Origin of the sequence: Nonomuraea sp. NPDC005650, from assembly GCF_040605375.1 — a bacterium.
In the GTDB taxonomy this organism is placed as follows: domain Bacteria; phylum Actinomycetota; class Actinomycetes; order Streptosporangiales; family Streptosporangiaceae; genus Nonomuraea.
This window is the reverse complement of sequence record NZ_JBEXCR010000015.1, coordinates 208515-235491: the sequence shown is the minus strand read 5'-3', so window position 1 is coordinate 235491 and position 26977 is coordinate 208515. Positions and strand designations below refer to the sequence as shown.

21 protein-coding genes and 1 pseudogene are annotated in these 26977 nt (G+C 71.7%); 10 read left to right on the top strand and 12 right to left on the bottom strand.

The window, feature by feature from the left end; genetic code table 11:
- Positions 1 to 25: 25 nt before the first annotated feature.
- The 4 genes from ABZS69_RS26605 to ABZS69_RS26590 form a co-directional block, all read right to left on the bottom strand.
- Entirely contained in the window at positions 26 to 1177 is a 1152-nt protein-coding gene (locus tag ABZS69_RS26605; RefSeq protein WP_355377239.1) for a dolichyl-phosphate beta-glucosyltransferase, read from the bottom strand.
- Positions 1178 to 1278: 101 nt separating this feature from the next.
- On the bottom strand, positions 1279 to 1965 hold the full coding sequence (locus tag ABZS69_RS26600; RefSeq protein ID WP_355377237.1) for a response regulator transcription factor: 687 nt from the start codon (positions 1963 to 1965) through the stop codon (positions 1279 to 1281).
- Positions 1962 to 3155, bottom strand: coding sequence for a histidine kinase (locus ABZS69_RS26595; protein WP_355377236.1), 1194 nt, complete (start codon positions 3153 to 3155; stop codon positions 1962 to 1964). The genes ABZS69_RS26600 and ABZS69_RS26595 overlap by 4 nt, the downstream gene beginning before the upstream one ends.
- Positions 3156 to 3164: 9 nt before the next feature.
- On the bottom strand, positions 3165 to 4004 hold the full coding sequence (locus ABZS69_RS26590) for a CPBP family intramembrane glutamic endopeptidase (protein ID WP_355377234.1): 840 nt from the start codon (positions 4002 to 4004) through the stop codon (positions 3165 to 3167).
- A 274-nt stretch (positions 4005 to 4278) separates the two neighbouring features.
- Between ABZS69_RS26590 and ABZS69_RS26585 the strand changes: the two genes are divergently transcribed.
- Both ABZS69_RS26585 and ABZS69_RS26580 read left to right on the top strand, forming a co-directional pair.
- Positions 4279 to 6732 carry a hypothetical protein gene (locus ABZS69_RS26585; protein ID WP_355377232.1) on the top strand — a complete coding sequence of 818 codons (2454 nt, stop codon included), beginning with the start codon at positions 4279 to 4281 and terminating at the stop codon, positions 6730 to 6732.
- 37 nt (positions 6733 to 6769) lie between these two features.
- Entirely contained in the window at positions 6770 to 6988 is a 219-nt protein-coding gene (locus ABZS69_RS26580; protein WP_355377230.1) for a hypothetical protein, read from the top strand.
- A 44-nt stretch (positions 6989 to 7032) separates the two neighbouring features.
- On the opposite strand, the pseudogene tnpA reads toward ABZS69_RS26580, so the two are convergent.
- The 3 genes and pseudogenes from tnpA to ABZS69_RS26565 all read right to left on the bottom strand — a co-directional run.
- A pseudogene (gene tnpA / locus ABZS69_RS26575) lies at positions 7033 to 7314 on the bottom strand (IS200/IS605 family transposase); the annotation flags it as partial.
- Positions 7315 to 7423: 109 nt separating this feature from the next.
- On the bottom strand, positions 7424 to 8353 hold the full coding sequence (locus ABZS69_RS26570) for a transglutaminase-like domain-containing protein (protein ID WP_355377228.1): 930 nt from the start codon (positions 8351 to 8353) through the stop codon (positions 7424 to 7426).
- Positions 8354 to 8450: 97 nt separating this feature from the next.
- On the bottom strand, positions 8451 to 10271 hold the full coding sequence (locus ABZS69_RS26565; RefSeq protein WP_355377226.1) for a DJ-1/PfpI family protein: 1821 nt from the start codon (positions 10269 to 10271) through the stop codon (positions 8451 to 8453).
- Positions 10272 to 10490: 219 nt separating this feature from the next.
- Between ABZS69_RS26565 and ABZS69_RS26560 the strand changes: the two genes are divergently transcribed.
- The 3 genes from ABZS69_RS26560 to ABZS69_RS26550 all read left to right on the top strand — a co-directional run bounded on the left by ABZS69_RS26560 (position 10491) and on the right by ABZS69_RS26550 (position 12927).
- On the top strand, positions 10491 to 11000 hold the full coding sequence (locus ABZS69_RS26560; protein WP_355377225.1) for a GNAT family N-acetyltransferase: 510 nt from the start codon (positions 10491 to 10493) through the stop codon (positions 10998 to 11000).
- A gap of 119 nt (positions 11001 to 11119) precedes the next feature.
- Positions 11120 to 12319 carry an FAD-dependent monooxygenase gene (locus tag ABZS69_RS26555; protein WP_355377223.1) on the top strand — a complete coding sequence of 400 codons (1200 nt, stop codon included), beginning with the start codon at positions 11120 to 11122 and terminating at the stop codon, positions 12317 to 12319.
- Positions 12320 to 12417: 98 nt separating this feature from the next.
- Complete coding sequence (locus tag ABZS69_RS26550) at positions 12418 to 12927, top strand: GNAT family N-acetyltransferase (protein ID WP_355377221.1); 510 nt, start codon at positions 12418 to 12420, stop codon at positions 12925 to 12927.
- Here the strand turns inward: ABZS69_RS26550 and cydB are convergent.
- From cydB to ABZS69_RS26530, 4 genes are read right to left on the bottom strand one after another with little or no spacing between them, the layout of a single operon-like run.
- Positions 12914 to 13897, bottom strand: coding sequence for a cytochrome d ubiquinol oxidase subunit II (gene cydB / locus ABZS69_RS26545; RefSeq protein ID WP_355377219.1), 984 nt, complete (start codon positions 13895 to 13897; stop codon positions 12914 to 12916). The genes ABZS69_RS26550 and cydB overlap by 14 nt on opposite strands.
- A 15-nt stretch (positions 13898 to 13912) precedes the next feature.
- A complete protein-coding gene (locus ABZS69_RS26540) occupies positions 13913 to 15283 on the bottom strand; it encodes a cytochrome ubiquinol oxidase subunit I (RefSeq protein ID WP_355377217.1) in 1371 nt (456 codons plus the stop codon).
- A gap of 54 nt (positions 15284 to 15337) precedes the next feature.
- Positions 15338 to 16432, bottom strand: a complete 1095-nt coding sequence (locus tag ABZS69_RS26535) for a Gfo/Idh/MocA family oxidoreductase (RefSeq protein ID WP_355377216.1) — start codon at positions 16430 to 16432, stop codon at positions 15338 to 15340.
- The gene (locus ABZS69_RS26530) at positions 16417 to 17121 is read right to left on the bottom strand and encodes a ThuA domain-containing protein (protein WP_355377214.1); all 705 of its coding nucleotides are present in this window, start codon (positions 17119 to 17121) and stop codon (positions 16417 to 16419) included. The genes ABZS69_RS26535 and ABZS69_RS26530 overlap by 16 nt, the downstream gene beginning before the upstream one ends.
- Positions 17122 to 17272: 151 nt before the next feature.
- Between ABZS69_RS26530 and ABZS69_RS26525 the strand changes: the two genes are divergently transcribed.
- Positions 17273 to 18115, top strand: a complete 843-nt coding sequence (locus tag ABZS69_RS26525; RefSeq protein WP_355377213.1) for a hypothetical protein — start codon at positions 17273 to 17275, stop codon at positions 18113 to 18115.
- Between the two features lie 80 nt (positions 18116 to 18195).
- On the opposite strand, the gene asnB is transcribed toward ABZS69_RS26525, so the two are convergent.
- Entirely contained in the window at positions 18196 to 20040 is a 1845-nt protein-coding gene (gene asnB / locus ABZS69_RS26520) for an asparagine synthase (glutamine-hydrolyzing) (protein WP_355377212.1), read from the bottom strand.
- Positions 20041 to 20181: 141 nt separating this feature from the next.
- On the opposite strand from asnB, the gene ABZS69_RS26515 reads away from it, so the two are divergent.
- The 4 genes from ABZS69_RS26515 to ABZS69_RS26500 all read left to right on the top strand — a co-directional run bounded on the left by ABZS69_RS26515 (position 20182) and on the right by ABZS69_RS26500 (position 26887).
- Positions 20182 to 20649, top strand: coding sequence for a PPOX class F420-dependent oxidoreductase (locus ABZS69_RS26515; RefSeq protein WP_355377211.1), 468 nt, complete (start codon positions 20182 to 20184; stop codon positions 20647 to 20649).
- A 33-nt stretch (positions 20650 to 20682) separates the two neighbouring features.
- Positions 20683 to 21375 (top strand): alpha/beta fold hydrolase, encoded by a 693-nt coding sequence (locus ABZS69_RS26510; protein ID WP_355377209.1) that lies wholly within the window; start codon positions 20683 to 20685, stop codon positions 21373 to 21375.
- A 152-nt stretch (positions 21376 to 21527) separates the two neighbouring features.
- Entirely contained in the window at positions 21528 to 22577 is a 1050-nt protein-coding gene (locus ABZS69_RS26505) for a hypothetical protein (RefSeq protein ID WP_355377208.1), read from the top strand.
- Positions 22578 to 22603: 26 nt separating this feature from the next.
- The gene (locus ABZS69_RS26500) at positions 22604 to 26887 is read left to right on the top strand and encodes an HAD-IC family P-type ATPase (RefSeq protein ID WP_355377206.1); all 4284 of its coding nucleotides are present in this window, start codon (positions 22604 to 22606) and stop codon (positions 26885 to 26887) included.
- Positions 26888 to 26977: the final 90 nt, after the last annotated feature.

The following is a 26977-nucleotide window of genomic DNA, read 5'->3' as shown; positions in this document are numbered from 1 at the left end:
GCAATCATTTCGGTACAGAAAGCGATCAGCCGAGCCGGTAGAGGGATTGGCCGCCGCTGTCGGTGCCACCGTAGTCCGAGGCGTCCACGAGAGTGCCGTTGGCCTTCACCCACTCCGTCACCGAGGAGTCGGTGCCTCTCGGGCCGTCGCCGCCGCCGATCAGGATGTACTTCAGCTGACCGCCGGAGACGTACTCCTCCAGTTCGGCGACGGTCATGGCGGGGTCGCTCCCGGTGAAGCCGCCCATGGCGATGACCGCCTCACCCGTGGAGAGGATGATCGAGGACGCGCTCTGCGCGCTGTCGACGGCCACCAGCCACGTCGCGCCGCCCTGGTGGGACTTCAGGTACTCGATCATCCCGGTGCCCACCTGCCCACCACCGGGCTTGCGGCCGGACGCGCCCGCCAGCAGCCCCGGCACCGCCACCGCGGTCAGGCCCAGGACCACCCAGGGCAGCCACGGCACGAAGTCGGTACGGCTGAGCACCACGAACGACCAGCCACCGGTATCCACCCAGTCCACGGGGACCTCGTGGATCCGCAGCCCGCGGCTCTCGGCCAGCAGGAGCAGCTCGGTGTCGAAGAACCACTCCTGGTCCTCCACGACGGGCAGCAGCGCCTGCGCGACCTGCGTCCGCGCCGCCTTGAACCCGCACTGGGCGTCGGAGAACCGGGCACCCATGAGGGAGCGGAGCAGCAGGTTGTAGGCGCGGGAGATCAGCTCCCGCTTGGGCCCGCGGGTTACGTTCGAGCTCCTGGACAGCCGGCTGCCGATGGCCAGGTCGCTGTGCCCGGACAGCAGCGGCGCCACCAGCGGGAAGAACGCGTCCAGGTCGGTGGACAGGTCGACGTCCATGTAGCTGACGACGTCGGCGTCGCTCTCCGACCAGACCTTCCGCAGTGCCCTGCCCCGCCCCTTCCTGTCGAGGCGCACCGCCCGCACGCAGGGCAGCTCCCGCTCCAGCTCGGCGGCGATCCCCCAGGTGCCGTCGGTGCTGGCGTTGTCCGCGATCGTGATCCGGAAACCGTAGGGAAAGGTGCGGGCCAGGTAGGAGTGCAGCCGGCGCACGCTCTCCGCCAGGACCCGCTGCTCGTTGTGGACGGGGACCACGACCTCGACCAGGCGGGTCCCCGTTGCCGCCTCAACCCGAGGCGCCGTCACCGTCATCATGCTCATGACAGAGACGATCGAGGGCCGCCATGGGATGGGGCTGAGGCGGCCATTAAGCCTCACTGAGACTGCGGCGCGCTCCGGTTAAGGCTTGCTGAGACCGCGGCTCAGTCCGTGCCGGACACCAGCCCGACCCGGTAGCTGAGGACGACCGCCTGCACGCGGTCGCGCAGACCGAGTTTGGCCAGGATCCGTGACACGTAGGTCTTCACGGTCTCGGCGGTGATGAACAGCTCCTCGGCGATCTCCGCGTTCGACAGGCCGCCCGCGATCTGTTCGAGGACTTCGAGCTCGCGGGGGGTCAGCGTGCGCACGATCTCGTCCCTGGCCGGACGGGAGGTGCCGGCGGGGCGGAGCCGTTCGGCGAAGTGGCCGATGAGCGTGCGGGTGACGGCGGGCGCCAGCAGGGATTCGCCGCGGGCGATGGTCCGCACGCCGTTGACCAGCTCCGCCGGTGGCGCGTCTTTGAGCAGGAAGCCGCTGGCTCCGGCCCTGAGCGCTTCGTAGACGTACTCGTCGACGTTGAAGGTGGTGACGACCAGCACTTTCGCGGCGGCCTCGGCGGAGGGGCCGGCCAGCTGCCGGGTGGCCTCGATGCCGTCCACGATGGGCATCCGGATGTCCATCACGATGACGTCCGGGCGCAGCCGCCGGGCGGCCTCGACGGCCTCGCGGCCGTCCGCGGCCTCCCCGACGACCTCCATGTCGGGCTGGGCGGAGAAGATGGTGATGTATCCGGCGCGCACCAGTGCCTGGTCCTCGCAGATGAGCACTCGGATCGGCGGGTCGGTCATGGCTCGCTCCTGTACGGGATGAGGGCTCGGACGCCGAACCCGCCACCGGGGCGAGGGCCGGCCACCAGTTCGCCGTCGAGCATGTGCACTCGCTCCCGCAGCCCGTCCAGACCTCGTCCGCCCGACGGCACGGCGGGTGCGGCGCCGGTGGGAGCCTCGTTCGTCACCTCGATCTCGAGGCGATCGTCGCGGTGGTGGACCGTGACCGCGGTGGGCCGTCCCTGCGCGTACTTGAGCGCGTTGGTGAGCGCCTCCTGCACGACCCGGTAGGCGGCCAGCTCCACGTCGACGGCCTGCGGACGCTGGTCGCCGTGCTCGGTCAGCTCGATGGGCTGGCCCGACAACCGGGCCTGTTCGACCAGGTCGCCGACCTTGCCGAGGGCCGGCGCGCGGTCCGCGGCGGCCGAATCGCCGGTCGCCTCCAGCACTCCGAGCAGGTGCCGTAACTCCGTCAGCGCCCGCCGGCCGGTGTCGCTGATGGCGGCCAGCCCGTCCCCCGCACGCTCCGGGGCGCTGCCGACCAGGAACTGCGCCGCGTCGGCCTGGATCACCATGGCGGTCACATGATGGGTGACCACGTCATGAAGTTCGCGGGCGATCCGTGCCCGTTCGGCGCCCTTGGCCGCCTGCGCGCTCAGGCGCCGTCGCTCGGCCGCGTCCGCCCGCCACCGGCGCACTCCGGCACCAGCCAACCAGATCACCGCCAACGTCAGATAGAACGCGAGGAACACCTGGACCCCGTTGGGCGAACCCAGGCCGTGCAGCACGACGACCAGCAGGGTGTAGCCCGCGGTCGACACCGCCGCGAGGCCCCGGCGGAACCGGGCCTGATGGGCTCCGGCGGCGTAGAGGGACAGGTAGAGCCCGATGCTGGCGAACGTCGGCGGACAGCCCAGCGCCTGATGAAGGGCGAAGGCGGCGCCGATGATCGCGAGGCAGGCCGCCGGCCATCGGCTGCGGATCGCCAGCGGCGCGGACTGGGCCACGGTCAGCACGGCGGCCAGCACCACGGTCAGCGCGTCCGGCGGGCGCTGGGGCAGGTTGCCGAGCTGCGCCCCGATGTCGTTCAGCGTCGGCACGAATCCCATCAGCGTGAGTGCCGCCGCGAGCGCGCCGTCCTTCGCGGGCGTGGGGCGGGCTCGCCACCGGTCTGGCCAGGAACGGACGGAACGGGCGACGTTCGCGAACACCGGCCAAGCTTAACGATCCCCACCGCGCGCCGGGAGCAATCCGCCGCTCCGGTGCGCGCGGACGAGCATCGGGACGGCGATCAGCAGGCTCACGGTGACGGGCACGATCGAGGCCTCCAGCCCGAACTCGCCCCCGGTCAGCAGCGCCGGCCCCGAGACCTCGGCGGTCAGCAGCCCGGGAGACACGTGGCCGGAGACCGGGATGCCCAGCAGCCCCTCGGCGGCGTTCCAGGCGAAGTGGAGCCCGGCGACGAACCAGATGCTGCGCCGCCAGAGATAGGCGGCGCCGAGCAGGACGCCCGCCTCGATCGCGATCGCCAGCGAGCTCCACACGGTGGCCCCCGGGTTGGCCAGGTGCATGCCGCCGAACAGCAGCGCGGTGATCGCCAGGGCCGCCCGGCTGCCCCAGAGCCGCTCCAGGGCCTGCAACGCCAGGCCGCGGAACATCAGCTCCTCGGTGACCGCCGCGCCGACCGCCGTCGCGGCCACCGCCAGGACGACCGACAGCCCGGCCCCGGACGACCAGGTGAACGAATAGCCGCCGAACAGCGCGATCAGGAGCGCGGAGCCGAGCACGAACCCCAGGCCGATCCCGGCTCCGGACAGCGCCTCCCTCCCGGCCCGGGCCCGGGCGATCTCCGGCGCGCTCCGCCCCGCGACGAAGCGCATGACCAGCCGGTAGACGACCACCGCGGCGGCCGCGCCCACCAGGGCGAGCACCGGCGATCCTGCCCCGGTCAGCGCCGACACCACGCCGATGCCGAGCAGCCCGATCACCATCCAGGTGAGGGGGAATCGGGCGATCCTGCGCATCCGGCCGTCGCCGGGGAGTGTGGCTGGTGTGCTCATGGTGACCTCCGTTGACGTCGGTCGCGCGATCGGCGACCTGGGGAAGACGCTACGAGCGCGGCGATGCCCGGCGAATCACCAGTGAGCGGACGATTCAGGTAGCTCTCACGGGGGATGCCCGGACGCCATTGACGGACCCCGCTCATATGGTTACGGTCGGGACCGGAATCGAGCGCAAACGAACACGACCCCCCGGAGGTGGCACGTGCGGATTCCTCTGGAGGGCCCCTTAACACGGCCCTGGTTCACGCGTAGGCGGGCACTTCGCGGGGCGGTGGCGACCGCGTTCCTGGCGGCGCTGCTCACCGTGCCGTCCACCGCGGCGACCGCGGCCGACCTGCGGTTCGCCAACGAGAGTTTCGACGACGGGCTGGCCGGGTGGAGCGGCTCGCACAGCCAGGGCGGCGTCGAGGCCGTGTCCTGGGAGGGGCGCACCACGGCGCGCGTCACCGACGCCGACCCGGGCGCCGCCTACGGCAGGGAGAGCATGCCGGGCCTGCCCGCCACGGCGGGCACGCGCTACACCCTGTACGCCCAGGTCTGGGCGGAAACCGGCACCGCGTACCTGTACCTACGCTTCCGGGACGCCTCCGGCAACCTGCTGACCGGCGGCGCGAGCGCCCCGGCGACGGGCAGGCGCTGGAACCGCGTCTCGGCCTCGGGCGTCGCACCCGCCGGCACGGCCACCGTCTCGGCCCTCATCTACTCGGGCGTGGCCGACGTGGCCACCACCTACTGGGACGAGGTGCTGATCACCAGGGACGTGACCGATCTGGGCGTGCAGATCGACAGCAGCGTGCCCAACGCCACCACCTTCTCGGGCGGCAGCGCGTACGCCGTCTACACCGGCACCGCGGACGTCAACCCGCAGCTGGCCGTGATCGACCTGACCACCGGGAAGGTGACCAAGAAGATCACCATCCCCGACAGCGCGGCCACGCCCACCGTCGGCGGCTGGGCGGCGGCCACCTCCACCGACGGCAGCGTCTACCTCGGCACCTATCCCAACTCCAAGCTCTACCGGCACGTCCCCGGCCAGTCCACGGTCACCGACCTGGGCCGGGCGGAGGGCGGCTACTCCTTCATCTGGGACCTGGAGCCGGGCGCGGGCGGGAAGGTGTACGGCGGCACCTACAACGACGGCCGCTACTTCAAGTACGACAACGGCGCCTTCACCACGATCGGCACCGTGCCCATCGTGGCCGGCGCCCAATACGTGCGCAGCCTCGCCCACGACCCGGCCGCCAACGCCACCTACCTCGGCACCGGCACGAACGCCGCCCTGGTCAGGTACGACAACGTCACGGGGCGGGTGGACAGCCTGCTTCCCGCGGCCTACGCCCACAACTCCATGGTGGGCGGGCTCACCTGGACGGGCGACCGGCTGTTCGCCTGGATCGACCGTACTCTGCTCGTCCTGCGCGTCACGCGCAACGCCGACGGCTCGTACGCGGCCGCCACCGACGCCGCGATCACCGACGTGGACCTGCAGCACTCCCCCGCCCGCGACGGCGCGATCTGGTTCGTCAAGGACGGCCTGCTGCACTCCTACGACATCGACACCAGGACCGTGCGGGCGACCTCCGTCCGGCCCGGACTCGACGTCACCGGCTACACCTGGTCCGGCAGCACACTGGTCGGCCTGGGCGCGGCCACGGACGGCACCAGGATCTTCAGGTACGAGCCCGCCGGCGGCGGCTGGAGCAGCACCCTCGTGACCGGCACCCCCGTCCTGCCCGCCGCGATCAACGCGCTCGGCACGGGACCCGACGGCCGCGTCTACACCGGCGGCTACCTGACCGGCGGCACCGGCGTCCACGACCCGCTGCGGAGCGACGCCGACGACAGCCGGCCGGACCGGCCGACCCTCAACGGGCTCAACCAGACCGACAGCCTGCTGGCCCACGACGGCCTGCTCTACATCGGCGTCTACCCCTCGGCCCGGCTCTACAGCTACGAGCCCGGGGCCCCATGGCCGCCCACGCTCAGGTACACCGGCGGCGAGGCGGGCGACAAGGCCGACGACTGCGAGCCCGGTGCGGGCCCGCCGCCGCAGGACCGGCCGTACGCGCTGGCCGGCGGGCCGGACGGCACCGTCTACATGGGCACGGTGCCGAAATACGGCAAGCGCAGCGGCGCCCTCACCGTCTGGAAGCCGGGCACGGCCGGGCGGACCCTGTGCGTGGTGCCCGACCAGTCCGTCGTCTCGCTGGCCTACGCGGGCGGCAAGCTGTTCGGCGGCACCTCCACGCGCGGCGCGCTGGGCGTCGACCCCGTCTACGCGCCGGGGGCCTCGGCCACGCTGTTCTCCTACGACCCCGCCACCGGCGCCGTGCGCCCGCACCCGCTCCCGCTGACGGCGCCGAAGGCCGTCACGGCCCTGACGGCGGTGGACGGCGAGCTCTGGGGGCTGGCGGGCGGCTCGCTGTTCACCCTCGATCCGGCGCGGCCCGACGCGATCGCCGTCAAGCGGCTGTTCGCCGACCCCGACTACCCGGCCAAGCCCAGCCTGGCCTGGCGTGACGGGGTGCTGCTGACCGTGCCCCAGGATCCCCTGCGGGTGTACGGCACGGCCGGCGACCAGATCTTCGCGATCGACAGGTCGACGAAGGCCCTGACCGTGCTGCTGACGGTCCCGGGGATGGAGGGGCTGACCGCCGACGACTTCGGCAACCTCTATTACAAGATCAACGAGCGGTTGTTCCGGCTCGCCGTTCCCCGCCCCTGATCCTATTTCGGCCTGAACCGATATTTTCGAAGGAAGCATGCCCGTGCGAAGAATGATCAGAGCCCTGGTCGCGGTCCTGGCGGGTGCGGCGCTCGCGGTCGTCATCTCCCCCGCGCTCCCCGCGCAGGCGGGGATCTGGCACGAATACCCGTCCCCGGCGAACCGGACCTGCAGCGACAGCCGGGTCTACCAGAATGTGGGCCAGTGCTCCGGCGTTCACGCCGGGGGTGAAGGCCCACGTGGGAGTGCCCGCTAGGGCGCGAGCATGCCCTGACCTTTCGGATTTGTCGGCGGCTTCACTCACACAGGTCGTTTCTGCTGCTCGATGTAGTGCTTGAGCACGGTGAGCGGTGCCCCGCCGACCGACCCGGCGAAGTAGGAACCAGACCAGAAACGTCCGCCCCAGAGGTATTTGCGGACGTGTGCGCTGTATTCCTTCCGAAGCATCCGAGCCGAGACCCCCTTCAGCGAGTTGACGAGTCTGGACAGGGCGACCTTGGGCGGGTAGTGGACCAGCAGGTGGACGTGGTCGTGCTCGCCGTTGAACTCGCGCAGTTCGACCTCGAAGTCGGCGCATACCTCGCGCGTGTCGGTCGCCATCGTCACGACCTGACCTCCGCTTCCGCCGAACGCGCCCGCCGCCACCGACCCCGTTTCCAGGGGCGTCTCGCCGGTGACCTGGCGGCGAGCGTCACGGTTGGCGGAGGGTCACTTCGCGAGGGCCGTTGTACGGGGCCAGTGATAGCACCGTTCGCGGCATCCGCAGCCGGGCGTCCCGCAGGTACATCGTCCGGGCCGCCTCGAAGTCCCCCACCCCGGCCGTCACCTTCGCGACGCGGTCGTAGAGCTCGCGGCCGGCCTCGGTGATCCCGTGGTCGATGTCGGCTATCGCGCCCCAGACGTCCCACACGAGCGGCTCCGCCTTGTTCAGGGTGGCGAGGTCGAAGAGCAGGTTTCCGGCCACGAAGTTCTCCCCGGAGGCGATCCCGTCGGGCAGCTTGAGCCCGAACGTGCCCGGATCCGCGGCACCCGTACGGACCAGCCGCCAGGCCGTGCCGGCGACCAGGAAGCGGTCGCGGGGGATGTCGACGGGGTCGAAGTCCAGCTCCAGCGGGCCGGCGATGACCGGATCGGTGAGCTGGGCGTCGGCGAGGAGCCAGCCGCGCCGCTCGTCCCAGTACTCGGTGATCATGTGGTCGTAGTGGAAGCCGTCCCGGCCGAAATAGTCGGCGTACCCGTACCGGACCCGGGCGGGGACCCCCTGGTGGCGCAGGAAGGAGCAGAGCAGCAGCGCGAAGTCGCGGCACGTGCCGACGAAGCGGTCGTCGAGGGCGCGGGGCCGCGTCAACGGGGCGTCGTCGCGTTCGGCGACGATGGCCAGGATGTCGTCGACGTAGCGGGTCTCGGCGTCGTTGTGGAGCCGCTCGCGCGGGAGGTCGTAGCCGAAGTCGCCGCCCTCCCATCGATGGATCATCAGGTCACGGGCGACGCGGGCGAGCCGGGCCGGATCGGCCGGCAGACCCGCGTAGAGCGCGGCGTGGGCGCCCGGTGCCGAGAAGGCGCTGTGGGTGGCGTAGAAGGCCGCGACGTCCGGCGGCAACTGCGCGTGCTTGGAGATCATGTTTCCTAGGTTGCCAGGGCGGCGCTGATCATGCCCTTGAGCGCGTCACCCCGGCCGCCGCCGGGCGAGGGCCGGAGGCGGCCAGGGCGGACGAAGGTCAGTGCTCGGGTGCGGTCGGAGCCATCATGGCAGGTTGCCCGGCGGAAGCCGGAGCGGCCGGAGCTTCCTGGGCTTCCGAGCGACGGCGGCCGGGGCGGAGTCGGCGGGCCGCCAGGCCGATCCCCGCGGCGGCGGCGCCGCCCAGCAGGCCGAGCAGCACCGGGACGAGGGTGGCGGACCACGGCCAGGCGTCGCCGGTCAGCTTGACGTCGAGCACCGGGTACTCCAGCGTCTTGGCGGCGAACCGGGCGGTCTGCACGTCATAAGTGTGGGCGATGTCGCGCAGCACCGGGTCGAACGCGAACTCCGGGTTGACGTGCAGGTACTCGGGCCGCAGCCCCGCGGTGGACGCCACCCGGCGCCGGGCGGCGTCCACCCCGGGCACGAGGAGGCGGTCGAGGCCGGCCGCCGCCACCGTCGAGCGCGGGACGAACGTCAGGCCGTGCTTGGAGCGGACCGCGCCGTCGCCGACCGCGACGGTGCGCCCGACCATGGAGTACTCGGTGTAGGAGACGAACGCGGAGGCGAGCTCCAGCTCCCCCACACCCTCGGTGAGCTGGATGCCGATGGTCGACGGCCCGGTCTGGTAGGAGGCGTTGAGCGCGACGACCACGTCCGACGGCTCCAGGGCGGACTTGGGGATCTGCGCGGAGGCGCCGGGCAGGTAGTGGCGCCAGTGGACCCGCTGTGCCGCCTCGCGCGCGGTGGCCGGGTCGAACAGCCGCTCGATGATCCGGAGGGCGCCGTCGATTCCGGACAGCACGCCGGCGGCGGTGATCACGTTCCCGTCGTCGACGTACCGCGTGCCGTTCGTCCACCTGACGTCGCCGAAGTCCTTGCGCAGCCCGGACAGCCGCAACCAGTGGGAGGTCGCGGGCCTGCCGTCCAGCAGCCCGCTCGCGGCGAGCGTGCGCGCCCCCACGCAGACGCTGACGGTCAGCGCGCCGGCCGCCGACTGCTGCCGCAGCCAGGCGCCGATCGAGCCGGACTCGGCCGGGTCGGGCGGCTGCAGGGCCGGGACCACCACGGCGTCGAGGGTGTCGTGCCGGTCGGCCATCAGCCGCGTCAGCTCGTCGAACGTCAGGTCCGGAACGATGTCCAGGCCCCCGGTCAGGGGCACCAGCCGGGGTCCGGCCGACACGACGTAGGTGTTCACCCGGCCGGTGCCCGCCAGCACCTCGTACGGCCCCAGCAGGTCGGCCGCGTTGGCGCCCTTGCCGCCGACCAGGAAGGCGACCGTGGGCTTGGCCGGATCGTGGGCCTTGGCCACCGGCCGGACCGACACGGCGTCCGGGCGCGCCCGGTACTGGTCGCCGAACTTGCCGACGGTGTTCACCGCGGAGACCCCGGCGGGGATCAGCAGCACGGCCAGCACGACGGCCGCCCGCCTGACCCACTTCCACGGGAGGTTCAGGCGATGGTGGTGGTGCAGGTACTCCTCGCGCCGCCGCAGCATGGCCACGGCCATGAGGACGAACATGAGCGGGTGCCCGATCGACATCACCAGGTGCCCGGGCAACATGCCGAGCCAGTACGGGACGAGCAGCACCAGGAACGGCGCGAACATCGCCAGGCTCATCTCGCCGACGGCGGCCCAGCCATGGCGGCGCACCCGCATCCAGACGGCCATGCCGACGGTCATGTCGGCGGCCATGATCAGCGTGCTGACGTCGAACCGGGTGCTCCCCGGCAGGACCGCGTCCCACACCAGGCCGAGCAGCAGCATCCCCAGGCTCATCGCGACGACCATCTCGATGTAGTGCCAGATGAATCGCCCGGCCAGGCGCGCCCTGCCGGTCCGTGGCTCGTGAACAGTCATTGCCGGACTCCTCAAGGTCGTGGCGGGGGGGTGTGGCGCGCTGGCTGACCAGTGCCAGTTCAGCCCGGCGGCGGGAATCCGGGCAAGCGGACACCGGCCGGTTGTCCGAATAGCAGGGAATCGTGTCGGTAATCGACGCCATCCGCAGGATCGCCCGCGGCGAGCGGCTCATCGCCCCCTGAGCCGCCGCCATCCGGTCATGACCTACCGTTTCTTCCCATGACTGGAATCTTCACGGTTTTCCATGCCTCTCCCGACGACGGGGACGCGGTGGGCGAGATCCACGCGGAGTCCTGGAAGGCCGCCTACGCCGGTTTCTTCTCCCCGGAGTTCTTCGACGGGGCGGTGAGCCATCGGCGTGGCAAGTGGCACGGCGTGCTCGCAGAGGGCAAGGACACCCTCATGCTCGCCGCGCTGGACGGGCGGCCGCTGGCCTTCTCCTACTTCGGCTCCTCGCCGGAGCACCAGGGGTCGGCGGAGCTGTTCGGCTTCTACGGCCACCCGGACGGCTGGGGCACCGGCATCGCGGGTGCCCTGATGACCGCGTCCCTGGAGCGGATCCGCGAGGAGGGCTTCGGGCGGGTCCATCTGTGGACGCTGCGTGACACGCCGCAGTCCCGCCGCTTCTACACCAAGAGCGGCTTCACGGAGTCCGGCGCGGTCCGCGGCCACGACTTCGGCGACGGCAACCCGGTCGAGCAGCTCGAGTACGAGCTGATCCTGCGCTGACCCGTCCGCTGCGGGCGCCGTCCGGTGACCGGCGGGACAAGGGCCCCTGACCTGCCGTTCACATCACATCTGTTACTCTATGCAACATAACGATTACCTTGTGTCATTCGGGGGCTCTTGTGAAGGTCGCCTGCGTCGGCGGCGGACCCGCCAGCCTGTACTTCTCCATCCTGATGAAGCGGGTGGACCCGTCCCACGACCTCACCGTCTACGAGCGGAACCCGGCCGGATCGACGTACGGCTGGGGCGTGACGTACTGGGACGAGCTGCTCGGCTACCTCCACGCCGCCGACCCCGAGTCCGCGCGCGCCATCCGCGCGAACTCGGTGCGCTGGGAAAGCTGGGTCGCCTACGTCCACAACCGCGCGACGGTGACGGTGGACCACGGGGAGGAGGGCTTCGGCATCGGCCGGCACCTGCTGCTCGACATCCTCGTCGAACGGGCCCGCGCGCTCGGCGTACGCATCGAGTTCGAGCACGAGATCGCGAGCGAGGACGAGCTGTCCGACGCCGATCTCATCGTCGCCGGCGACGGCGTCAACAGCGTGCTGCGCCAGCGCCACGCCGACCACTACGGCCCCGAGTTCGCGGTCGGCGACAACTACTACACCTGGCTCGGCACCACCCAGATCTTCAAGTCCTTCACCTTCGCCTTCTCGCAGACCCCGCACGGCTGGATCTGGTGCTACGGCTACGGATTCGGCGAGACCCACAGCACCTGCGTCGTCGAGTGCGCCCCCGCGACCTGGCGGGGGCTCGGGCTCCACGAGGCCGACGAGGCCGACAGCCTGGCCCTCCTGGAGAAGCTCTTCTCCGAGATCCTGGGCGGGCACCCGCTGATCGGCCGGGCCCACGCCGACGGCAGCTCACACTGGCTGAACTTCCGCACCCTGACCAACCGGACGTGGCACCGCGGCAACGTCGCCCTGATGGGGGACGCCGCGCACACCACGCACTACTCCGTCGGCGCGGGCACCGCCCTCGCGCTCGGCGACGCCGCGGGCCTGGTCAACGCGCTGTACGAGGAGAAGGAGCTCGCGGCCGCCCTGGCCCGCTACGACCGCGACCGCAAAGTCGCGATCGTGACCACCCAGAAGTCGGCCCGCCTCAGCGCCCAGTGGTACGAGAACCTGGAGCGCTACATCGACCTGCCGCCGCGGCAGATGTTCGAGCTGCTCGGCCAGCGGCATTCGGCGCTGCTCCCGCACCTGCCGCCGCGGCTGTACTACGCCGTCAGCCAGGCGATCTCGGCGCCGCCCAGATTCGTGTCCTGGCTGGGCTCGAAGGTCACGCGACCCCCGGAAGCACCCATGATGTGACCGCGCCCAGGGCTCCGGGTGACCCTCGCCGACCCCGTGCACCCGCTGCCGCAGCGGGCGATGCCGGGGCCGGCGGCGGCCGTGCGATGATCGGCCTCATGCCGTCGCCCGCCCCGGAGTCACCGGTCATCAGCACGCCCAGGCTGCTCCTGCGTCTCGCCGAGCCCGACGACGTGTCCGCATTCACCCGGCTGTGGGCCGACCCCGACGTGCGGCGCTTCCTCGGCGGCCCGGTCGCCGAGGAGCGGCTGGCCACTTACCAGCGGCACTTCGCGGGCCTCCCCGGCGTTTTCGCCGTGGTCGCGCAGGGCGAGGCGACCGTGCTGGGCACCGTGGCGATCGATCCGGCCTCCAGGTTCGAGGGCCGCCGGGAGGTGTCCTATTCCTTCCTGCCGGAGCACTGGGGGCGGGGATACGCCCGCGAGGCCGTGGCGGCCGCGGTCGGCTGGGCCTTCGACCACGTGCCCTCCCCCGACCCGTCCGTCGTCGCGGTCACCCAGGAGGCCAACAGCCGCTCGCGGCGGCTGCTGGAGGCGATCGGCATGAGCCTGGTCGGCGGCTTCGTGGAGTGGGACGCCCCCCAGGTGATGTACGTCAGCCGACGCTGATCCGGTGGCGGAAGACCCAGTACGTCCAGCCCTGGTAGAGCAGCACCAGCGGCAGGAAGATCACCGCGACCCAGGTCATGAGGCCGAGCGTCTTCGGGGTCGCGGCCGCGTTGACGACGGTCAGGCTGTAGGCCGGGTCGATCGTCGACGGCAGGACATCGGGATAGAGGAGCGCGAACAGGCTGATCACGGTCAGGCCGATGGCGACCGCCGACAGGAGGAACGCCCAGCCCTGGCGGCCCCGGCCCACGACGACCAGCGCGGAGACGAAGGCGAGGACGGCGAGGGCCGACAGGACGACCGTGGCGGTGCTCCCGCCCCGGAGCTGCGTCCAGGCCAGGAAGACCACCGCCAGCACCGCCGCGACGACGCCCGTCCGCACCGCCACCGCGACCGCGCGCCGGCTGAGCTCCCCGGCGCTCTTCAGCGCCAGGAACACGGCGCCGTGCGTGGCGAACAGCGTCAGCGTCGTCAGCCCGCCGAGCAGCGCGTACGGGTTGAGCAGGTCCGGCAGCGTGCCCACGTACTCGTGGCGGGAGTCGAGCCGGATGCCCCGCACGATGTTCGCGAAGGCCACCCCCCACAGCAGCGCGGGCACGAACGAGCCCACCACGATGCCCGCGTCCCAGCGCCGCCGCCAGGTCAGGGAGTCGCGCTTGCCGCGGTACTCGAAGGCCACCCCGCGCACGATCAGCGCCACCAGGATCACCAGGAGCGGCAGGTAGAACGCGCTGAAGAGCGAGGCGTACCACTCGGGGAAGGCGGCGAACGTGGCCGCTCCCGCGGTGATCAGCCACACCTCGTTGCCGTCCCAGACAGGGCCGATCGTCGCGATCAACGCCCGGCGTTCGGCGTCGTTCCCGGCGATGACGGGCAGCAGCATGCCGACGCCGAAGTCAAACCCCTCCAGGACGAAATAGCCCAGCCAGAGCACGGTGATCGCCACGAACCAGACGTCGACGAGCTCCATCGCGCGACCTCCCTGCTAGTAGGCGGGCGACGGCTCGCCTGGCTCGGTGCTGTCGGCGGACGGCGGGGCCGCCTTGCCGTACTTGATCATGAGGCCGGCCTCCACCACGGCCAGCGCGCCGTACAGGAGGGTGAAGACGATCAGCGAGGTGAGCACGGTGCCCGCGCCGACGCTGGGCGAGACGCCGTGAACGGTCTTCATCTGGCTGAAGACGATCCACGGCTGCCTGGCCGTCTCGGTGAAGATCCACCCGAAGCTGTGCGCGAGGAAGGGCAGCACGACGGACCACACGGCGAGCCGCCAGATCCAGCCCTTGCCGCGTACGCGCCCGCCGCGGGTCAGCCAGAGCAGGACGAGCGCCACCAGCCCCGCGAGCATGCCGAAGCCGATCATCAACCGGAAGGACCAGTAGGCGAGCGGGATGTAGGGACGATAGTCCCCCGGGCCGAACCTGCGCTGGTACTCCGCCTGCAGGTTGTTGACCCCCTGCACCTTGCCGTCGAACGAGCCGGTGGCCAGCTGTGACAGCAGCCCCGGGATCTCCAGCGCGAACAGCGGCTTCGTCCCGTCGAGCGTCCCGATGGTGAACACGGAGAACGGCGCAGGCTGCCGGGTCTCGTAGAGCGCCTCGGCGGCGGCCATCTTCATCGGCTGCGTCTGCGTCATGATCTTGCCGAGGAGGTCGCCGGAGACGAGGGTGCCGGCGGCGCCCACCAGCACCGCGACCGCGCCGAGCCGCAGGGACGGGCGGAAGACGTCGAGGTCCCGCTTCCTGGCCAGGTGCCAGGCGGAGACGGCCATGAGGATCACCCCGCCGGCCAGCCAGGAGCCCAGGATGGTGTGCGGGAAGGTGGCCAGCAGGACCTTGTTGGTCAGCACGGCCCCGAAGTCGGTCAGCTCAGCCCGCCGGTTGACGACGAAGCCCACCGGCCACTGCATGAACGAGTTGGCGGCCAGGATGAAGTAGGCGGAGATCGAGCTGCCGATCGCCACCACCCAGATACAGGCGAGATGCACCAGCTTGGGCAGCCGGCCCCAGCCGAACATCCACAGCCCCAGGAACGTCGACTCCAGGAAGAACGCCAGCAGCGCCTCCAGCGCGAGCGGGGCGCCGAAGACGTCACCGACGAACCTGGAGTAGGAGCTCCAGTTCATGCCGAACTGGAACTCCTGCACGATCCCCGTCACCACGCCCATGGCGAAGTTGATCAGGAAGAGCGTGCCCCAGAACTTGGTGGCGCGGAGGTGGGCCGGGTTGCCGGTGCGTACCCAGGCCGTGTTCAGGATCGCCACCAGCACCGACAGCCCGATCGTGAGCGGCACGAACAGGAAGTGGTAGACCGTGGTGATCCCGAACTGCCAGCGCGCGAGATCCACGGTGTCCATGTTCCGACTGTAAGTGGCCGATCACGCACCGCTTGTTACGACACGCCCCGGTGCTCAGTCCGGCTGATCACTCGGCCGCAGGGCCACGGGCAGGGGCCGTTCGCAGGTGCTCGTGATGGCCACCGACGTGCCCGAACGCGCCGCGGCCAGCAGCGACTCCATGACGTCGAGCACGTGGAAGGCCAGCGAGCCGCCCGCGCGGGGCTCCTCGCCCGCCGGGGTGGCCGCGAAGTCCGCCAGCCCCACGCCGCGCCCGGCCTCGGCGTAGCCGGCCGACTCGGGAAGGTCGCGCCAGCCGTCCTTCCCCGTCGAGATCTGGACCTGCCCGTCGAAGCGGTTGGGGTCGGGTACGACGAGTGAGCCCGCCTCGCCGTGCACCTCGATGTTGGGCGCCTTGGTCGCCGTCCCGTCGAAGCTCATCACCAGCGTGGACAGCGCTCCCGAGGCGTGCACGAGCACCCCGGTGACGTGGGTGTCGACCGTGACCGGGATCTCCTCGCCCTGGCGGGGACCCGAGCCGATCGTGCGCTTGGCCCGCGTGCGGCTGGCCGCGCCGATCACGCTCGCCACCGGGCCGAGCAGCGTCACCAGGCTGGTGATGTAGTACGGCCCCATGTCCAGGAGCGGCCCGCCGCCGGGGACGTAGTAGAAGTCGGGGTTCGGGTGCCAGCGCTCGTGGCCGGGGGTCGTCATCGTCGCGGTCGCCGCTATCGGCCTGCCGATCAGGCCGTCGTCGATGGCCTTGCGCGCGGTCTGCGTACCCGTTCCCAGGACCGTGTCGGGCGCGCACCCCACTCGTACCTGGGCGTCGGCGGCGGCCCCGAGCACGCGCGCGGCGTCCGCGGCCGTCGCGGCGAGGGGCTTCTCGCAGTAGACGTCCTTGCCCGCCGCGATGGCCTGCAGCGCGACCTCGGCGTGGGCGGCGGGAATGGTGAGGTTGAGCACGACGTCCACGCGCGGGTCCGCCAGCAGCTCCGCCACGCTCAGCACGTCGACGCCCGCATAGGGGCTCACCGCCTCCCGTGCCCGGTCGAGGTCCAGGTCGGCCACGGCCACCAGCCGCAGCTGCGGCAACCGGTCGATGGTCTGGAAATACTGGGCCGAGATCGCCCCGCACCCCACGACACCGACGTTCACCGGCTGGCCCACAACATTCCCCTTTCGATGATGGTGCGCACGCTGTCGTGGTGCAGGACGTCGAGGCTGTGCCCTGGGGTGGCGACGAAGATCTTCCCGCTGCCCCACCGGCGGGTCCAGATCGCGGGCGAGGTGACCTCCCGATGCCAGGGGTCCCACGGGCGGACCTTCTGCGTCGTGGTCGCCAGCACGTCGACGTAGTCGTCGGTCAGGACCCAGTACTGCTCGGTGACGAGGTCGAAGTCCGCGATGCCCTCGGTGATGGGGTGGGTGGCCGCCTCGGGCAGCAGGTTGACCGTGTACGGCACGAAGTTGTCGGCCTGCGTGCCTTCCCGCTCCGCCGGGTCCTTGCCCGGGTGGCAGGCGAACTGCCCGCCGATGAGATGCAGGTAGTCGGAGGAGTTGCGGAAGGAGTCGGCGATGCCGCCGTGCCAGCCGGCCATCCCGGTGCCCGCGCGGATCGCGGTCTCCAGCCCGATCAGCTCCTCCCGCTCGATCGTGCCCATCGTGTAGCACTGCACGATGAGGTCGACGCCGGACATGAAGGCGGAGTCCGCGTACGGCGCCGGAGATTCCGCCCGATGCACCTCGAACCCGTTCTTCTCGAGGAAGGGCACGAAGAGCTCGGTGGCCTCGACCGGGGCATGCCCTTCCCAGCCGCCCCGCACCACCAGCGCTTTCCTGCCGTGTTCGTCTGCCATGCTCCCGCCAATCGCTTAGGGGACAAACGACTCCAATCCTCGCATTTCACACCTGAGTCGCTAAAGGGGTGACCGATATCTGCTGTCTGCGACTTACACGTGGCTTAGTCCGTGGGGGTTGTAATCGGACAAACCCGATGTGGAGGACAAGGTGCCACCTACTGACCAACCACACGAGGAACTGTCATTCGAGCCGGGCGGGCCGCGCAGGCGCGTCCCCCGACCGCTGATCGTCGCCGCCGCCGTCGTGCTGGCGACGACGGGCGGGATCGGAACCGCCTCGGCGGCGTCGGGAACGACGCCCACGGGCACGCCGACCCCCACGCCGACGATCAGCGAGACGCCCACGGAAACACCGACTGAGACACCGACCACGACACCGACCGAAACACCTACCGACACGCCGACGGATACCCCGACCGAAACGCCCACCTCACCCCGTCCCGAAATAGCGCCGATCGACCCGTGGGGATTCGTCGGAACCATGCACGGCGAGTTCGCGGTGCCGACGAAGGACGGCTGCGGCACCGTGACCCTGTTCGCCCAGACCGGGCAGGCGACCGCCGTCGCGGAGGACTCGATCACCGTGCGGAGCCAGGACGGCTTCGAGCGCACGTACGCGATCGACGACGACACGCGCACGATCGCCGGACGCCGCGGCAACAGCGCGGTCAAGCAGGACGACTGGGTGTCGGTCACCGCGCTCGGTGACGACCAGGCGGCCACGGCCAACTCCGTCTACGACCTGTCGCGGCCCGTCAAGCGGATCTGGTCGCACAAGGGCTGGAAGCAGGCCTGGCAGTTGTGGCAGGGCCCGCCCGCGTGGCAGACGCCGACCCCGTGCCCGACGCCGACCACGACACCTACCGAGACACCGACGGAAACGCCCACGGAAACTCCCACCGAGACACCTACTGAGACGCCGACCCCCGAGCCGACGCCGTCGGTCTCGGAGACCGTGACCCCGACCCCCACGCCCACGCCGGGCTCCTGAGGAGCCGGTAGCGCCGTCCCCGTCCCGAGCGGCTCCTCACCCTCACTCGGGCGTCGAACGGCGTGCCGCACATCGTCCGATCAGAGCGCGAGGTGGACCCGGTACTCCCTGAGCCACGCGTCGAGCTGCAGCAGCCGCTCCAGCGAGGCGCGGCCGGCGAGGGAGCTGGTGTCGCCCACGGGGCGCTCGACGAGCGCGCGTGCCTTGTCCATGTCGATCAGCTGGGCGCAGGGCGTGTCGCGCTCGACCAGGGCGCGGGCCTCGTCGCGCAGGGCCTGTTCGTAGGCCGGGTCCTGGGTGGCCGGATAGGGGCTCTTGACGCGCTGGAGCACGGGTTCGGGCAGCAGGTCGGCGGCGGCGGCGCGCAGCAGGCTCTTCTCCCGCCCGTCGAAGGTCTTCATCGCCCAGGGGGCGTTGAAGACGTACTCCACCAGCCGGTGATCGCAGAACGGCACCCGGACCTCCAGCCCGACGGCCATGCTCATCCGGTCCTTGCGGTCGAGCAGGATCTGCACGAACCGGGTGAGGTGCAGGTAGCTGACCTCGCGCATGCGCCGCTCGTGCCCCGTCTCGCCGGGCAGCTCGGGCACCTCGGCCAGCGCCTGGCGGTATCTCATGTCCTGGTAACCCGCGACGTCGAGCGTGCGCGCCAGGTCCTCCTTGAGCAGCTCCTCCACCCCCAGGCGGTCGGCGAGCCCGTCGACGAACCAGGGGAAGGTGTCGGCCGCGATCGCCGCCGGGTCGTGGAACCACCGGTAGCCGCCGAAGACCTCGTCGGCCGACTCCCCGGACAGCGCCACCGTGGAGTGCCCCCTGATCGCCTTGAACAGCAGGTAGAGCGAGCTGTCCATGTCCCCGATGCCGATCGGCAGGTCGCGGGCGCGCAGCACGGCGGCCCGCACGGCCGGGCTCATCAGCTCCCGCGAGTCGAGCACGATGTCGGTGTGCTCGGCTTGTACGTGCCCGGCCAGCTCGTGCACGTACGGCGCGTCGGGCGTCGAATGCATGGGGTCGGGCCTGAAGTTCTCGGTGTAGCCGACGAAGTCCACGGCGAACGAGCGGACCGGCCCCAGACCCTGCTCCGCCAGGCCCCTGGCGGCGAGCGCGGTGATCGTGCTGGAGTCGAGGCCGCCCGACAGCAGCGCGCACAGCGGGACATCGCTGATGAGCTGGCGGTGGACGATGTCCTCCAGCAGGTCGCGCACCGTCTTGACCGTGGAGTCGACGTCGTCCTGGTGCTCGTGGGACTCCAGTTGCCAGTAGCGGTGCTTGCTGATCCCGTCGCGGGTCACCCGTACGAGCTGGCCGGGGCGCACCTCGTACATGCATTTGAAGATCCCGTGCTCCGGCGTCTTGACGTACGCCACCAGCTCGCGGAGCCCGTCGGCGTCGAGCACCCGCTGGGCGAGCGGGTTGGCGAGGATCGCCTTGGGCTCCGAGCCGAACAGCACGCCGTGGGCGGTCGGGTAGTAGTACAGCGGCTTGATCCCCATGCGGTCGCGGACCAGCAGCAGCTCCTCGCTCTCGGCGTCCCAGACGGCGAAGGCGTACATGCCGTTCAGCCGGGTGGCCAGGTCCGCGCCCCACTCGACGTAGGCGCGCAGGACCACCTCGGTGTCGCTCTGGGTGCGGAACCGGTGCCCGCGGGCGGCCAGCTCCGAGCGCAGCTCGCGGTAGTTGTACACCTCTCCGCTGTACGTGAGGACGGCCGGCGCCCGCCCCTCCTCCTCGGCGACCATCGGCTGCCGGCCACCGGGGAGGTCGATGATCGCCAGCCTCCGGTGGCCGATGAGGGCGTGCGGCGCCGCCCAGAGCCCTTCGTCGTCAGGGCCGCGGCAGGCCATCGTGTCCGTCATGGCCTGCGCGGTGGCCCGGTCGTCCTGCAGGTCCCGCTCGAAGTCAACCCAGCCGCAGATGCCGCACATGCTCGACTCCTCCCGATTTCCCAGACGCCCCCCTGATGCCCCGCCCGGGCGGGATATCACGCTCCCGAACGTCTCCGGCCCGGCAGGCCCCGCTTCGGATGAAAGGATCGAAGGGATTTCGTATGACCGAAAGGCACAGAGATGGCTCCGAACATCGCCACCGCACGCCGCGTCGACCTGCCCGAGCTGCTCGAATTCCTCCGGCCCAGGCACCACGGGCTGCTCTCGACCACCCGTAAGGACGGCCGGCCGCAGCTCTCCCCCGTCAGCTGCGGGGTCGACCAGGACGGCCGGATCGTGGTGTCCACCTATCCCGACCGGGTCAAGGCCCGTAACGCCCGCGCGGACGAGCGGGTGTCCATCTGCGTGCTGTCCGACGACTGGAACGGCCCCTACGTCCAGGTCGACGGGCACGCGGAGGTGCTGGACATGCCCGACGCCCTCGACGCCCTGGTCGAGTACTACCGGTGCATCGCCGGCGAGCACCCCGACTGGGACGAGTACCGCGCCGCCATGCACCGCCAGGACAAGTCGCTGATCCGCATCCACATAGACCGCTGGGGCCCCATCGCGACCGGCGGCTTCCCCGCCCGCCTGGTATCGGAATGACGCGTCCGTGTTCCGGACGACACACTGGAGATCATGAAAAGGGCTGAGATCCGCCCTCCGGTCCGCGTCGGCGCGGAGCCGCTGCCCGACGGGCGGCTCCTCGGCTGGGCCGAGTGGGGGCCGCCGGACGGCACCCCGGTGCTGCTCTCGCCGGGCGCGGCCACCGGCCGGAGCCTCGGGTTCGGCGCGGGTGTGGTCGACGGCCTCGGCGTCCGGCTGATCTCGCTGGACCGCCCCGGGCTCGGCGTCTCCACGCCATCGCCCGGACGCACCTTCGCCGGCTTCGCCGACGACGTCCGGGCGTTCGCCGCCCGGCGCGGGCTGGACCGCCCGGTGATGGTCGGGAACTCGCAGGGAGCCCCGTTCGCCCTGGCGTGCGCCGCCCGTAGCGTCACCCGCGCCTGCGACCTGGCCGTCTATCGGGAGCCCACGTTCGCCGCCGCCTACCGGCGGGCGCTGGACGAAGCCTTCGCGCCGGGCCCGGAGGGGTACGCGCGGGACACGGCGCTGGCCATGGGCCGCTGGGACGTCGACCTCGCGTCGATCACCGTCCCGGTCGACCTGTGGTACGGCCAGGAGGACACCGGCCACTCGCCCGACCAGGGAGCGAGCCTGACCGCCCGCGTCCCCGGAGCCGTCCGGCACCTCGTGCCCGGGATCGGGGGCGCGGTGCTGTGGACGCACGCCAAGGACGTGCTCCGCGCTCTCCTGAAGCACTCCAGTTAGCGGTTGGGACACGATCGCCCTCGTCCTGACCTGGGCTTTGCCCTAGGAACTAATAAAGGACAGCAAAAATCCCCAAATCTCTCAAGTCCGGAATAGAGGACCCGAGCCGTGGATAGGGATACCGCAAGGAATCCGCGTCCGTAGGAGGGATCATGGCCGTCACCCAGCCGCGAAGGCGCACGACCGCCGGGCCCGACGGGAATGGCGCCAGGCGGTTCACCCTGGACCTGCCGATGCTCCGCATCCAGGTCCGGCAGCCCGAGGTCCGGCTCCCGCACATAGAGATGCCGCACATCGCGATGCCACGAATACAGATGCCGCGGGTCCAGATGCCCAGCATCCCGATGCCGAACCTCCCGATGCCGCGTGTCAGCAGGCAGGAGCTCGGCCACTACGTCGACGTCGCCCGCACGTTCCTTCCCGCGCCCGAGCGCATGGCCTATTACGGGGCACTCGGCGCGCTCGCCGCGATCGGGGTGCTCGAATGGCCCGTCGCGGCCGCCATCGGCGCCGGGACGATCATCGCTCAGCGGGGACAGCAGCAGCGGACCACGTACGGCCGGACGCGTACGACCGCCGCACCGGCCAAGGAGCCCGCGGCGAAGGAGACCACGACGCCGAGCAGGCGGGCCGCGACCGCCACCCGGCGCGGGACGGCGGCCGGCACCACGACCGGCACCACCACCACCGGCAGGCGCAGGGCCACCACGACCGGCACCACCACCACCGGCAGGCGCAGGGCCGCCACGACCGGCGGCACCACCACGACCGGCGGCACCACCACGACCGGCGGCACCACCAGGGCGGGCACGACCACCCGCACCACCAGGACCACCGCCACCAAGCCGGCCACCACCACCCGCACCACCAGAGCCACCACCAGAGCCACCGCCGCCAAACCGGCGACGACCACCGGCACCACGCGGGCCACGACCACCGGCACCACCAGAAGCACGGCAGCCAAGCCGACCACGACGACGCGCGCCACCAGAGGCACGGCCGCCAAACCGGCCACGACGACCCGCGCGACCAGGAGCACCGCCGCCAAGCCGGCGACGAGCGCTCGCACCACCGCCAAGGCCACCGGCACCACGAGGAGCACCACCGGCAAGCCGGCCGCGACCTCGCGCACCACCACCAGGAAATCCACCTCGAGTTCGACCTCGACAAGCAGGCGAAAGAGCACCGCACCGAGCAGGTGACGACAACGCCGTAGACGGGAGATCACATGGCGTTGTTCGGCCTGCTCAACACTGGCACGTTCCTGAACATGTTCCCGGAGCCGGTGCGGAGCGCCCTCCCGCGCTCCCGCCGCGTTCAGCCGTGCCCGGGCGGAGCACGTATCGAGTTGCGCAACATCGGCGGCCCGCGCACTGAGCGGCGCGCCCGGGAACTGGAGGAGCGCCTCAGGGCGGTCGGAGTGCCGCGCGCCGAGGTGAACGGCTCGCTCGGCTGCGTCTTCGTGGCCTGCGACGTCACGACGGACGACATGGACAAGCTCGTGGCCGTCGTGGAGGAGCTCGACGAGGGCGGGGACGGCCGCCCCGCCCCCGCGCGGGACGGCGAGGAGCAGCAGGACCGCGCCGCGGTGAGCCTCGGCCTGCAGCTGGTCGGCACCGGGCTCGCCCTGGCCGGCCGGATGGCCCGCGTCCCGAGGCTGTCCGCGGCCGTGCCCAACCTCCTCTCGCTGGCCGAGCACACCCCCCGGGTACGCCGCGAGCTGGAGGAGCGCATCGGCAAGCCCGGCGCGGACACGTTGATCGCGATGACCCGGGTCGCCGCCAACACGCTGGCCATGCGGCCCATGTCCCTGCTGATCGACTCGGTCGCCGCGGCCGGCCGGTACATCGACTCGCGCGCCGGGCTCCAGGCGTGGGGACAGCGCGAGGAGCAGTTCGCGGCGGTGGAGGGGGCCTACCGCCACACCAGGGCCGCCGCCGCGCCGCGCCCTGGCCGGCTCCCCCGCGGCCCCGTGGAGCGCTACGCCGACGCCGCCAGCGCGGTGTCGCTGACCGGGCTCGGCCTGGCCACGGTGATCAGCAACGACCGCGAGCGGGGCCTGTCCGTGCTGGTCGCCGGCGTCCCCAAGGCCGCGAACCTCGGCAGGGAAGCCTTCACCAGCGCCGTCGCCCGCGCGCTCGCCGGGCGCGGGATGATGGTGCTCAACCGCGACGTGCTCGTCCGCATGGACCGCATCGACACCGTGGTCTTCGACGCCGCCGTGCTCACCACGGGCGCCTGGACGATCGACGACATGACCTCGCTCGGCCCCGACGTGGACTCGGACGAGCTCTACACCCGGCTCTACTCGCTGATCGACCTCACCGACCCTTCGGCCCCGCGCGAGCTCGACGGGTGGAGCACCGAGCCCCATGGGGCGGAGGACCGTACCACCGTCATGGTCAAACGCGGCGGAACCCCGATCGCCCTGGTCCACCTGGCCCCCGAGCTGCATCCGCTCGCCGAGGCCCTGGTCGCGGCGTCGAGGGGCGCCTGCGAGGTGGTCCTGGCCGGCGGGGAGGCCGCGCTCGCCAAGCGGCTGCGCGTGAACCGCGTCGTCCAGAACGGGCAGCGGCTGGGCGCGTCGGTGCGGGCGCTGCAGTCGGAGGGGCACGCCGTGGCCCTGGTGTCGCAGCGGGGCCGGCGCGGGCTGCGCCAGGCCGACCTGGGCATCGGGGTGCTCGAGGGCGCGCGGTGGGTCCCGTGGGACGCCGACGTGATGGGCGGGCTCGAAGGCGTGCACCTGCTGCTGCAGAGCCTGCCGACGGCCAGGAAGGCCAGTGTCCGGGGGGTGCTCGTGGCGGCCGCCGGCTCGGTCGCCGGCACGGGGCTGGCGTTCCTCGGCCCGGCCACGATGGCCGTCGGACGCGCCAATCTGGCCCGCGACTGCACCGCGCTCGTCGCCTTCGCGGCCGGTGAATGGGCCGGGCGCAGCGCCGGGAACAGGCCCGCGCCACTGCTCGCCGACCACACGCCCTGGCACGCCATGGCGGCCCGCGACGTCCTGGCCCGGCTGGCGGCCTCGCCCGACGGGCTGAGCGAGGCGGAGGCCGCCCGCCGCAGGACGGGCCAGGCGGGGCCGGCGGCGGCCGGCCCCGAGTCCCTGTTCAGCGCGACCCTGCACGAGCTGGCCAACCCGCTGAGCCCGGTCCTGGCCGCGGGCGCGGGCGTGTCGGCCGGGCTCGGCTCCGCGCTGGACGCCGTGCTCATCTGCGGCGTGATGGTGGTGGACGCAGTGCTCGGCGGCGCGCAGCGGCGCAACGTCGCGCGGGCGCTGAACCGCCTCACCGAGACCACGGCCATCCGGGTACGGATCCTGCGTCCCACGGGCTCCGTGGCGGGTTTCGCCGAGGATCTGGTGCCAGGGGACGTGATCGAGCTGCGTGCCGGCGACGCCGTACCGGCCGACGGGCGGCTGCTCCAGGCGGCCGGGCTCGAGATCGACGAGTCCACCCTCACCGGCGAGTCGCAGCTCGTCGCCAAGACGGACGCCCCGACCGCGGCGCCCGCCGTCGCGGACCGCACCTCGATGGTCTACAAGGGCACGACCGTCGCGGCGGGCCACGGGTTCGCCGTGGTCGTGGCCACGGGAGAGGCCACCGAGGCGGGCAGGACCGCCAGGCTCGCCCAGGAAGGCCCGCCGCCGAGCGGGGTGGAGCTGCGCCTGCGCGCGCTGAGCCGCCGGATTCTCCCGGCGGCTCTCGGTTCCGGCGTGGTGCTGATGGCCGTCGAGCTGGTCCGCGGCTCGCCGCTGTCGCAGGCGCTCGCCCCTGCGGTCAGCATGATGGTGGCCGCGGTCCCCGAGGGGCTGCCTTTCGTCGCCACCGCCGCCGAGCTGGCCTCGGCCAAGCGGCTGTCGACCCACAACACGCTGGTGCGCAACCCGTCCACGATCGAGGCGCTCGGCCGCGTGGACGTGCTCTGCTTCGACAAGACGGGCACGCTCACCGAAGGTCACATCAGCCTGCGGCGGGTGTCGGACGGCCGGGTCGAGCAGTCGGTGGAGGAGGCCACGCCGGAGCTGCGGGCCATCGTGGGCGCGGCGCTGCGCGCGGGGCCCAGGTTCGAGGGCGGGCGGGCCATCCCGCACCCCACGGACCGCGCGATCGTGGAGGGCGCCGGGAAGCTCGGCGTCACCCCGAGGTACGGGCTGCGCAAGTGGCACCGCGTGGACGAGCTGCCCTTCGAGCCGGCCCGCGGCTACCACGCCGTTCTCGGCCGCTCGGAGGAGGGACAGCTGCTGAGCGTCAAGGGCGCTCCCGAGATCGTGCTCACCAGTTCCACGCACATCGCGGTCGACGGGGAGCGCGTGCCGCTGGACGACCGGACGAGGCGGCAGCTGGAGGAGGAGGTGGACCGGCTCGCGCTGCGGGGCTACCGGGTGCTCGCCGTCGCCGAGCGCCCCGCCTCCAGCCGCGCCGACCTCGACGAGTCACGCATCGAGAACCTGTGTTTCCTGGGGTTCCTGGGTCTGGCGGATCCGGTGCGGCCGACCGCGAAGAGCAGCGTGGACGGGCTGGCGCGGGCCGGTGTGCGGGTCGCCATGCTCACCGGCGACCACCCCAGCACGGCGGAGGCCATCGCCGCGGAGATCGGCGCCCTGAACGGCCTGCGCGTGATGACCGGCCCGGAGCTCGATCAGCTGGACGACGACGCGCTGGCCGACGAGCTGCCGAAGGTGGCGGTGTTCGCCCGGGTCACGCCCGAGCACAAGGCGCGGATCGTCACCTGCTGGCGCAAGGCCGGCAAGGTCGTGGCCGTGACCGGCGACGGCGCCAACGACGTGCCCGCGATCCGGCTCGCCGACGTGGGCGTCGCGCTCGGCTCGCGCGCCGCGCCCGCCACCAGGGCCGCCGCCGACATCGTCGTGGTGGACGACCGCATCGAGACGATCATCGACGCGATCGTCGAGGGCCGGGCCATGTGGACCTCCGTACGCGACGCGCTGGGCATCCTGCTCGGCGGCAACGTCGGGGAGATCGTCTTCGCCCTGGGATCCAGCCTGCTCACCGGGCGCAGCGCGCTCAACGCCCGCCAGCTCCTGCTGGTCAACCTGCTCACCGACATGCTGCCCGCGATGGCGGTGGCCATCCGGCCGCCGAGCGCCGCGAGCCCGGAGAAACTGCTGGCCGAGGGCCCTGAGGCGTCGCTGGGCGCCGCGCTGACCAAGGACATCTACCTGCGTGCCGTCACCACGGCCGTGGCGGCGGGCGCGTCGTGGGTGCTGGCCCGGATGACCGGCACCCGGGGCCGGGCCGATACGGTGGGGCTCATCGGCCTCGTGGCGGCGCAGCTGCTGCAGACGCTGTCGCTGGGCACCGGGGATCGCACGGTGGTGGTGGCCTCGGTGTCGTCCCTGCTGGCGCTGGGCGTGATCGTCTCCGTGCCCGGTCTCAGCCAGCTCTTCGGCTGCCAGCCGGTCGGGCCGCTGGCGTGGAGCATCGGGCTCGGGTGCGCCGCGGCGACGTCCCTGGTGGGGGCCATGATCGAGCGGGCGGCCATCTCGGGATAGTCATCTTCCGTTCACCCTATGGACATCCGGATTATCACCCTATATACATCTTTCTACCTAAATATGACTTGAAGCGTAGTTCTAGCAATG

Coding starts and splice junctions, on each gene's coding strand:
- cydB (WP_355377219.1), bottom strand. CDS start 13,897: ATGGAGCTCGTCGACGTCTGGTTCGTGGCGATCACCGTGCTCTGGCTG.
- ABZS69_RS26560 (WP_355377225.1), top strand. CDS start 10,491: ATGACTGGAATCTTCACGGTTTTCCATGCCTCTCCCGACGACGGGGAC.
- ABZS69_RS26505 (WP_355377208.1), top strand. CDS start 21,528: ATGGCCGTCACCCAGCCGCGAAGGCGCACGACCGCCGGGCCCGACGGG.
- ABZS69_RS26565 (WP_355377226.1), bottom strand. CDS start 10,271: ATGACTGTTCACGAGCCACGGACCGGCAGGGCGCGCCTGGCCGGGCGA.
- ABZS69_RS26530 (WP_355377214.1), bottom strand. CDS start 17,121: ATGGCAGACGAACACGGCAGGAAAGCGCTGGTGGTGCGGGGCGGCTGG.
- asnB (WP_355377212.1), bottom strand. CDS start 20,040: ATGTGCGGCATCTGCGGCTGGGTTGACTTCGAGCGGGACCTGCAGGAC.
- ABZS69_RS26510 (WP_355377209.1), top strand. CDS start 20,683: ATGAAAAGGGCTGAGATCCGCCCTCCGGTCCGCGTCGGCGCGGAGCCG.
- ABZS69_RS26580 (WP_355377230.1), top strand. CDS start 6,770: ATGCCCGTGCGAAGAATGATCAGAGCCCTGGTCGCGGTCCTGGCGGGT.
- ABZS69_RS26515 (WP_355377211.1), top strand. CDS start 20,182: ATGGCTCCGAACATCGCCACCGCACGCCGCGTCGACCTGCCCGAGCTG.
- ABZS69_RS26600 (WP_355377237.1), bottom strand. CDS start 1,965: ATGACCGACCCGCCGATCCGAGTGCTCATCTGCGAGGACCAGGCACTG.
- ABZS69_RS26570 (WP_355377228.1), bottom strand. CDS start 8,353: ATGATCTCCAAGCACGCGCAGTTGCCGCCGGACGTCGCGGCCTTCTAC.
- ABZS69_RS26540 (WP_355377217.1), bottom strand. CDS start 15,283: ATGGACACCGTGGATCTCGCGCGCTGGCAGTTCGGGATCACCACGGTC.
- ABZS69_RS26605 (WP_355377239.1), bottom strand. CDS start 1,177: ATGAGCATGATGACGGTGACGGCGCCTCGGGTTGAGGCGGCAACGGGG.
- ABZS69_RS26590 (WP_355377234.1), bottom strand. CDS start 4,004: ATGAGCACACCAGCCACACTCCCCGGCGACGGCCGGATGCGCAGGATC.
- ABZS69_RS26550 (WP_355377221.1), top strand. CDS start 12,418: ATGCCGTCGCCCGCCCCGGAGTCACCGGTCATCAGCACGCCCAGGCTG.
- ABZS69_RS26500 (WP_355377206.1), top strand. CDS start 22,604: ATGGCGTTGTTCGGCCTGCTCAACACTGGCACGTTCCTGAACATGTTC.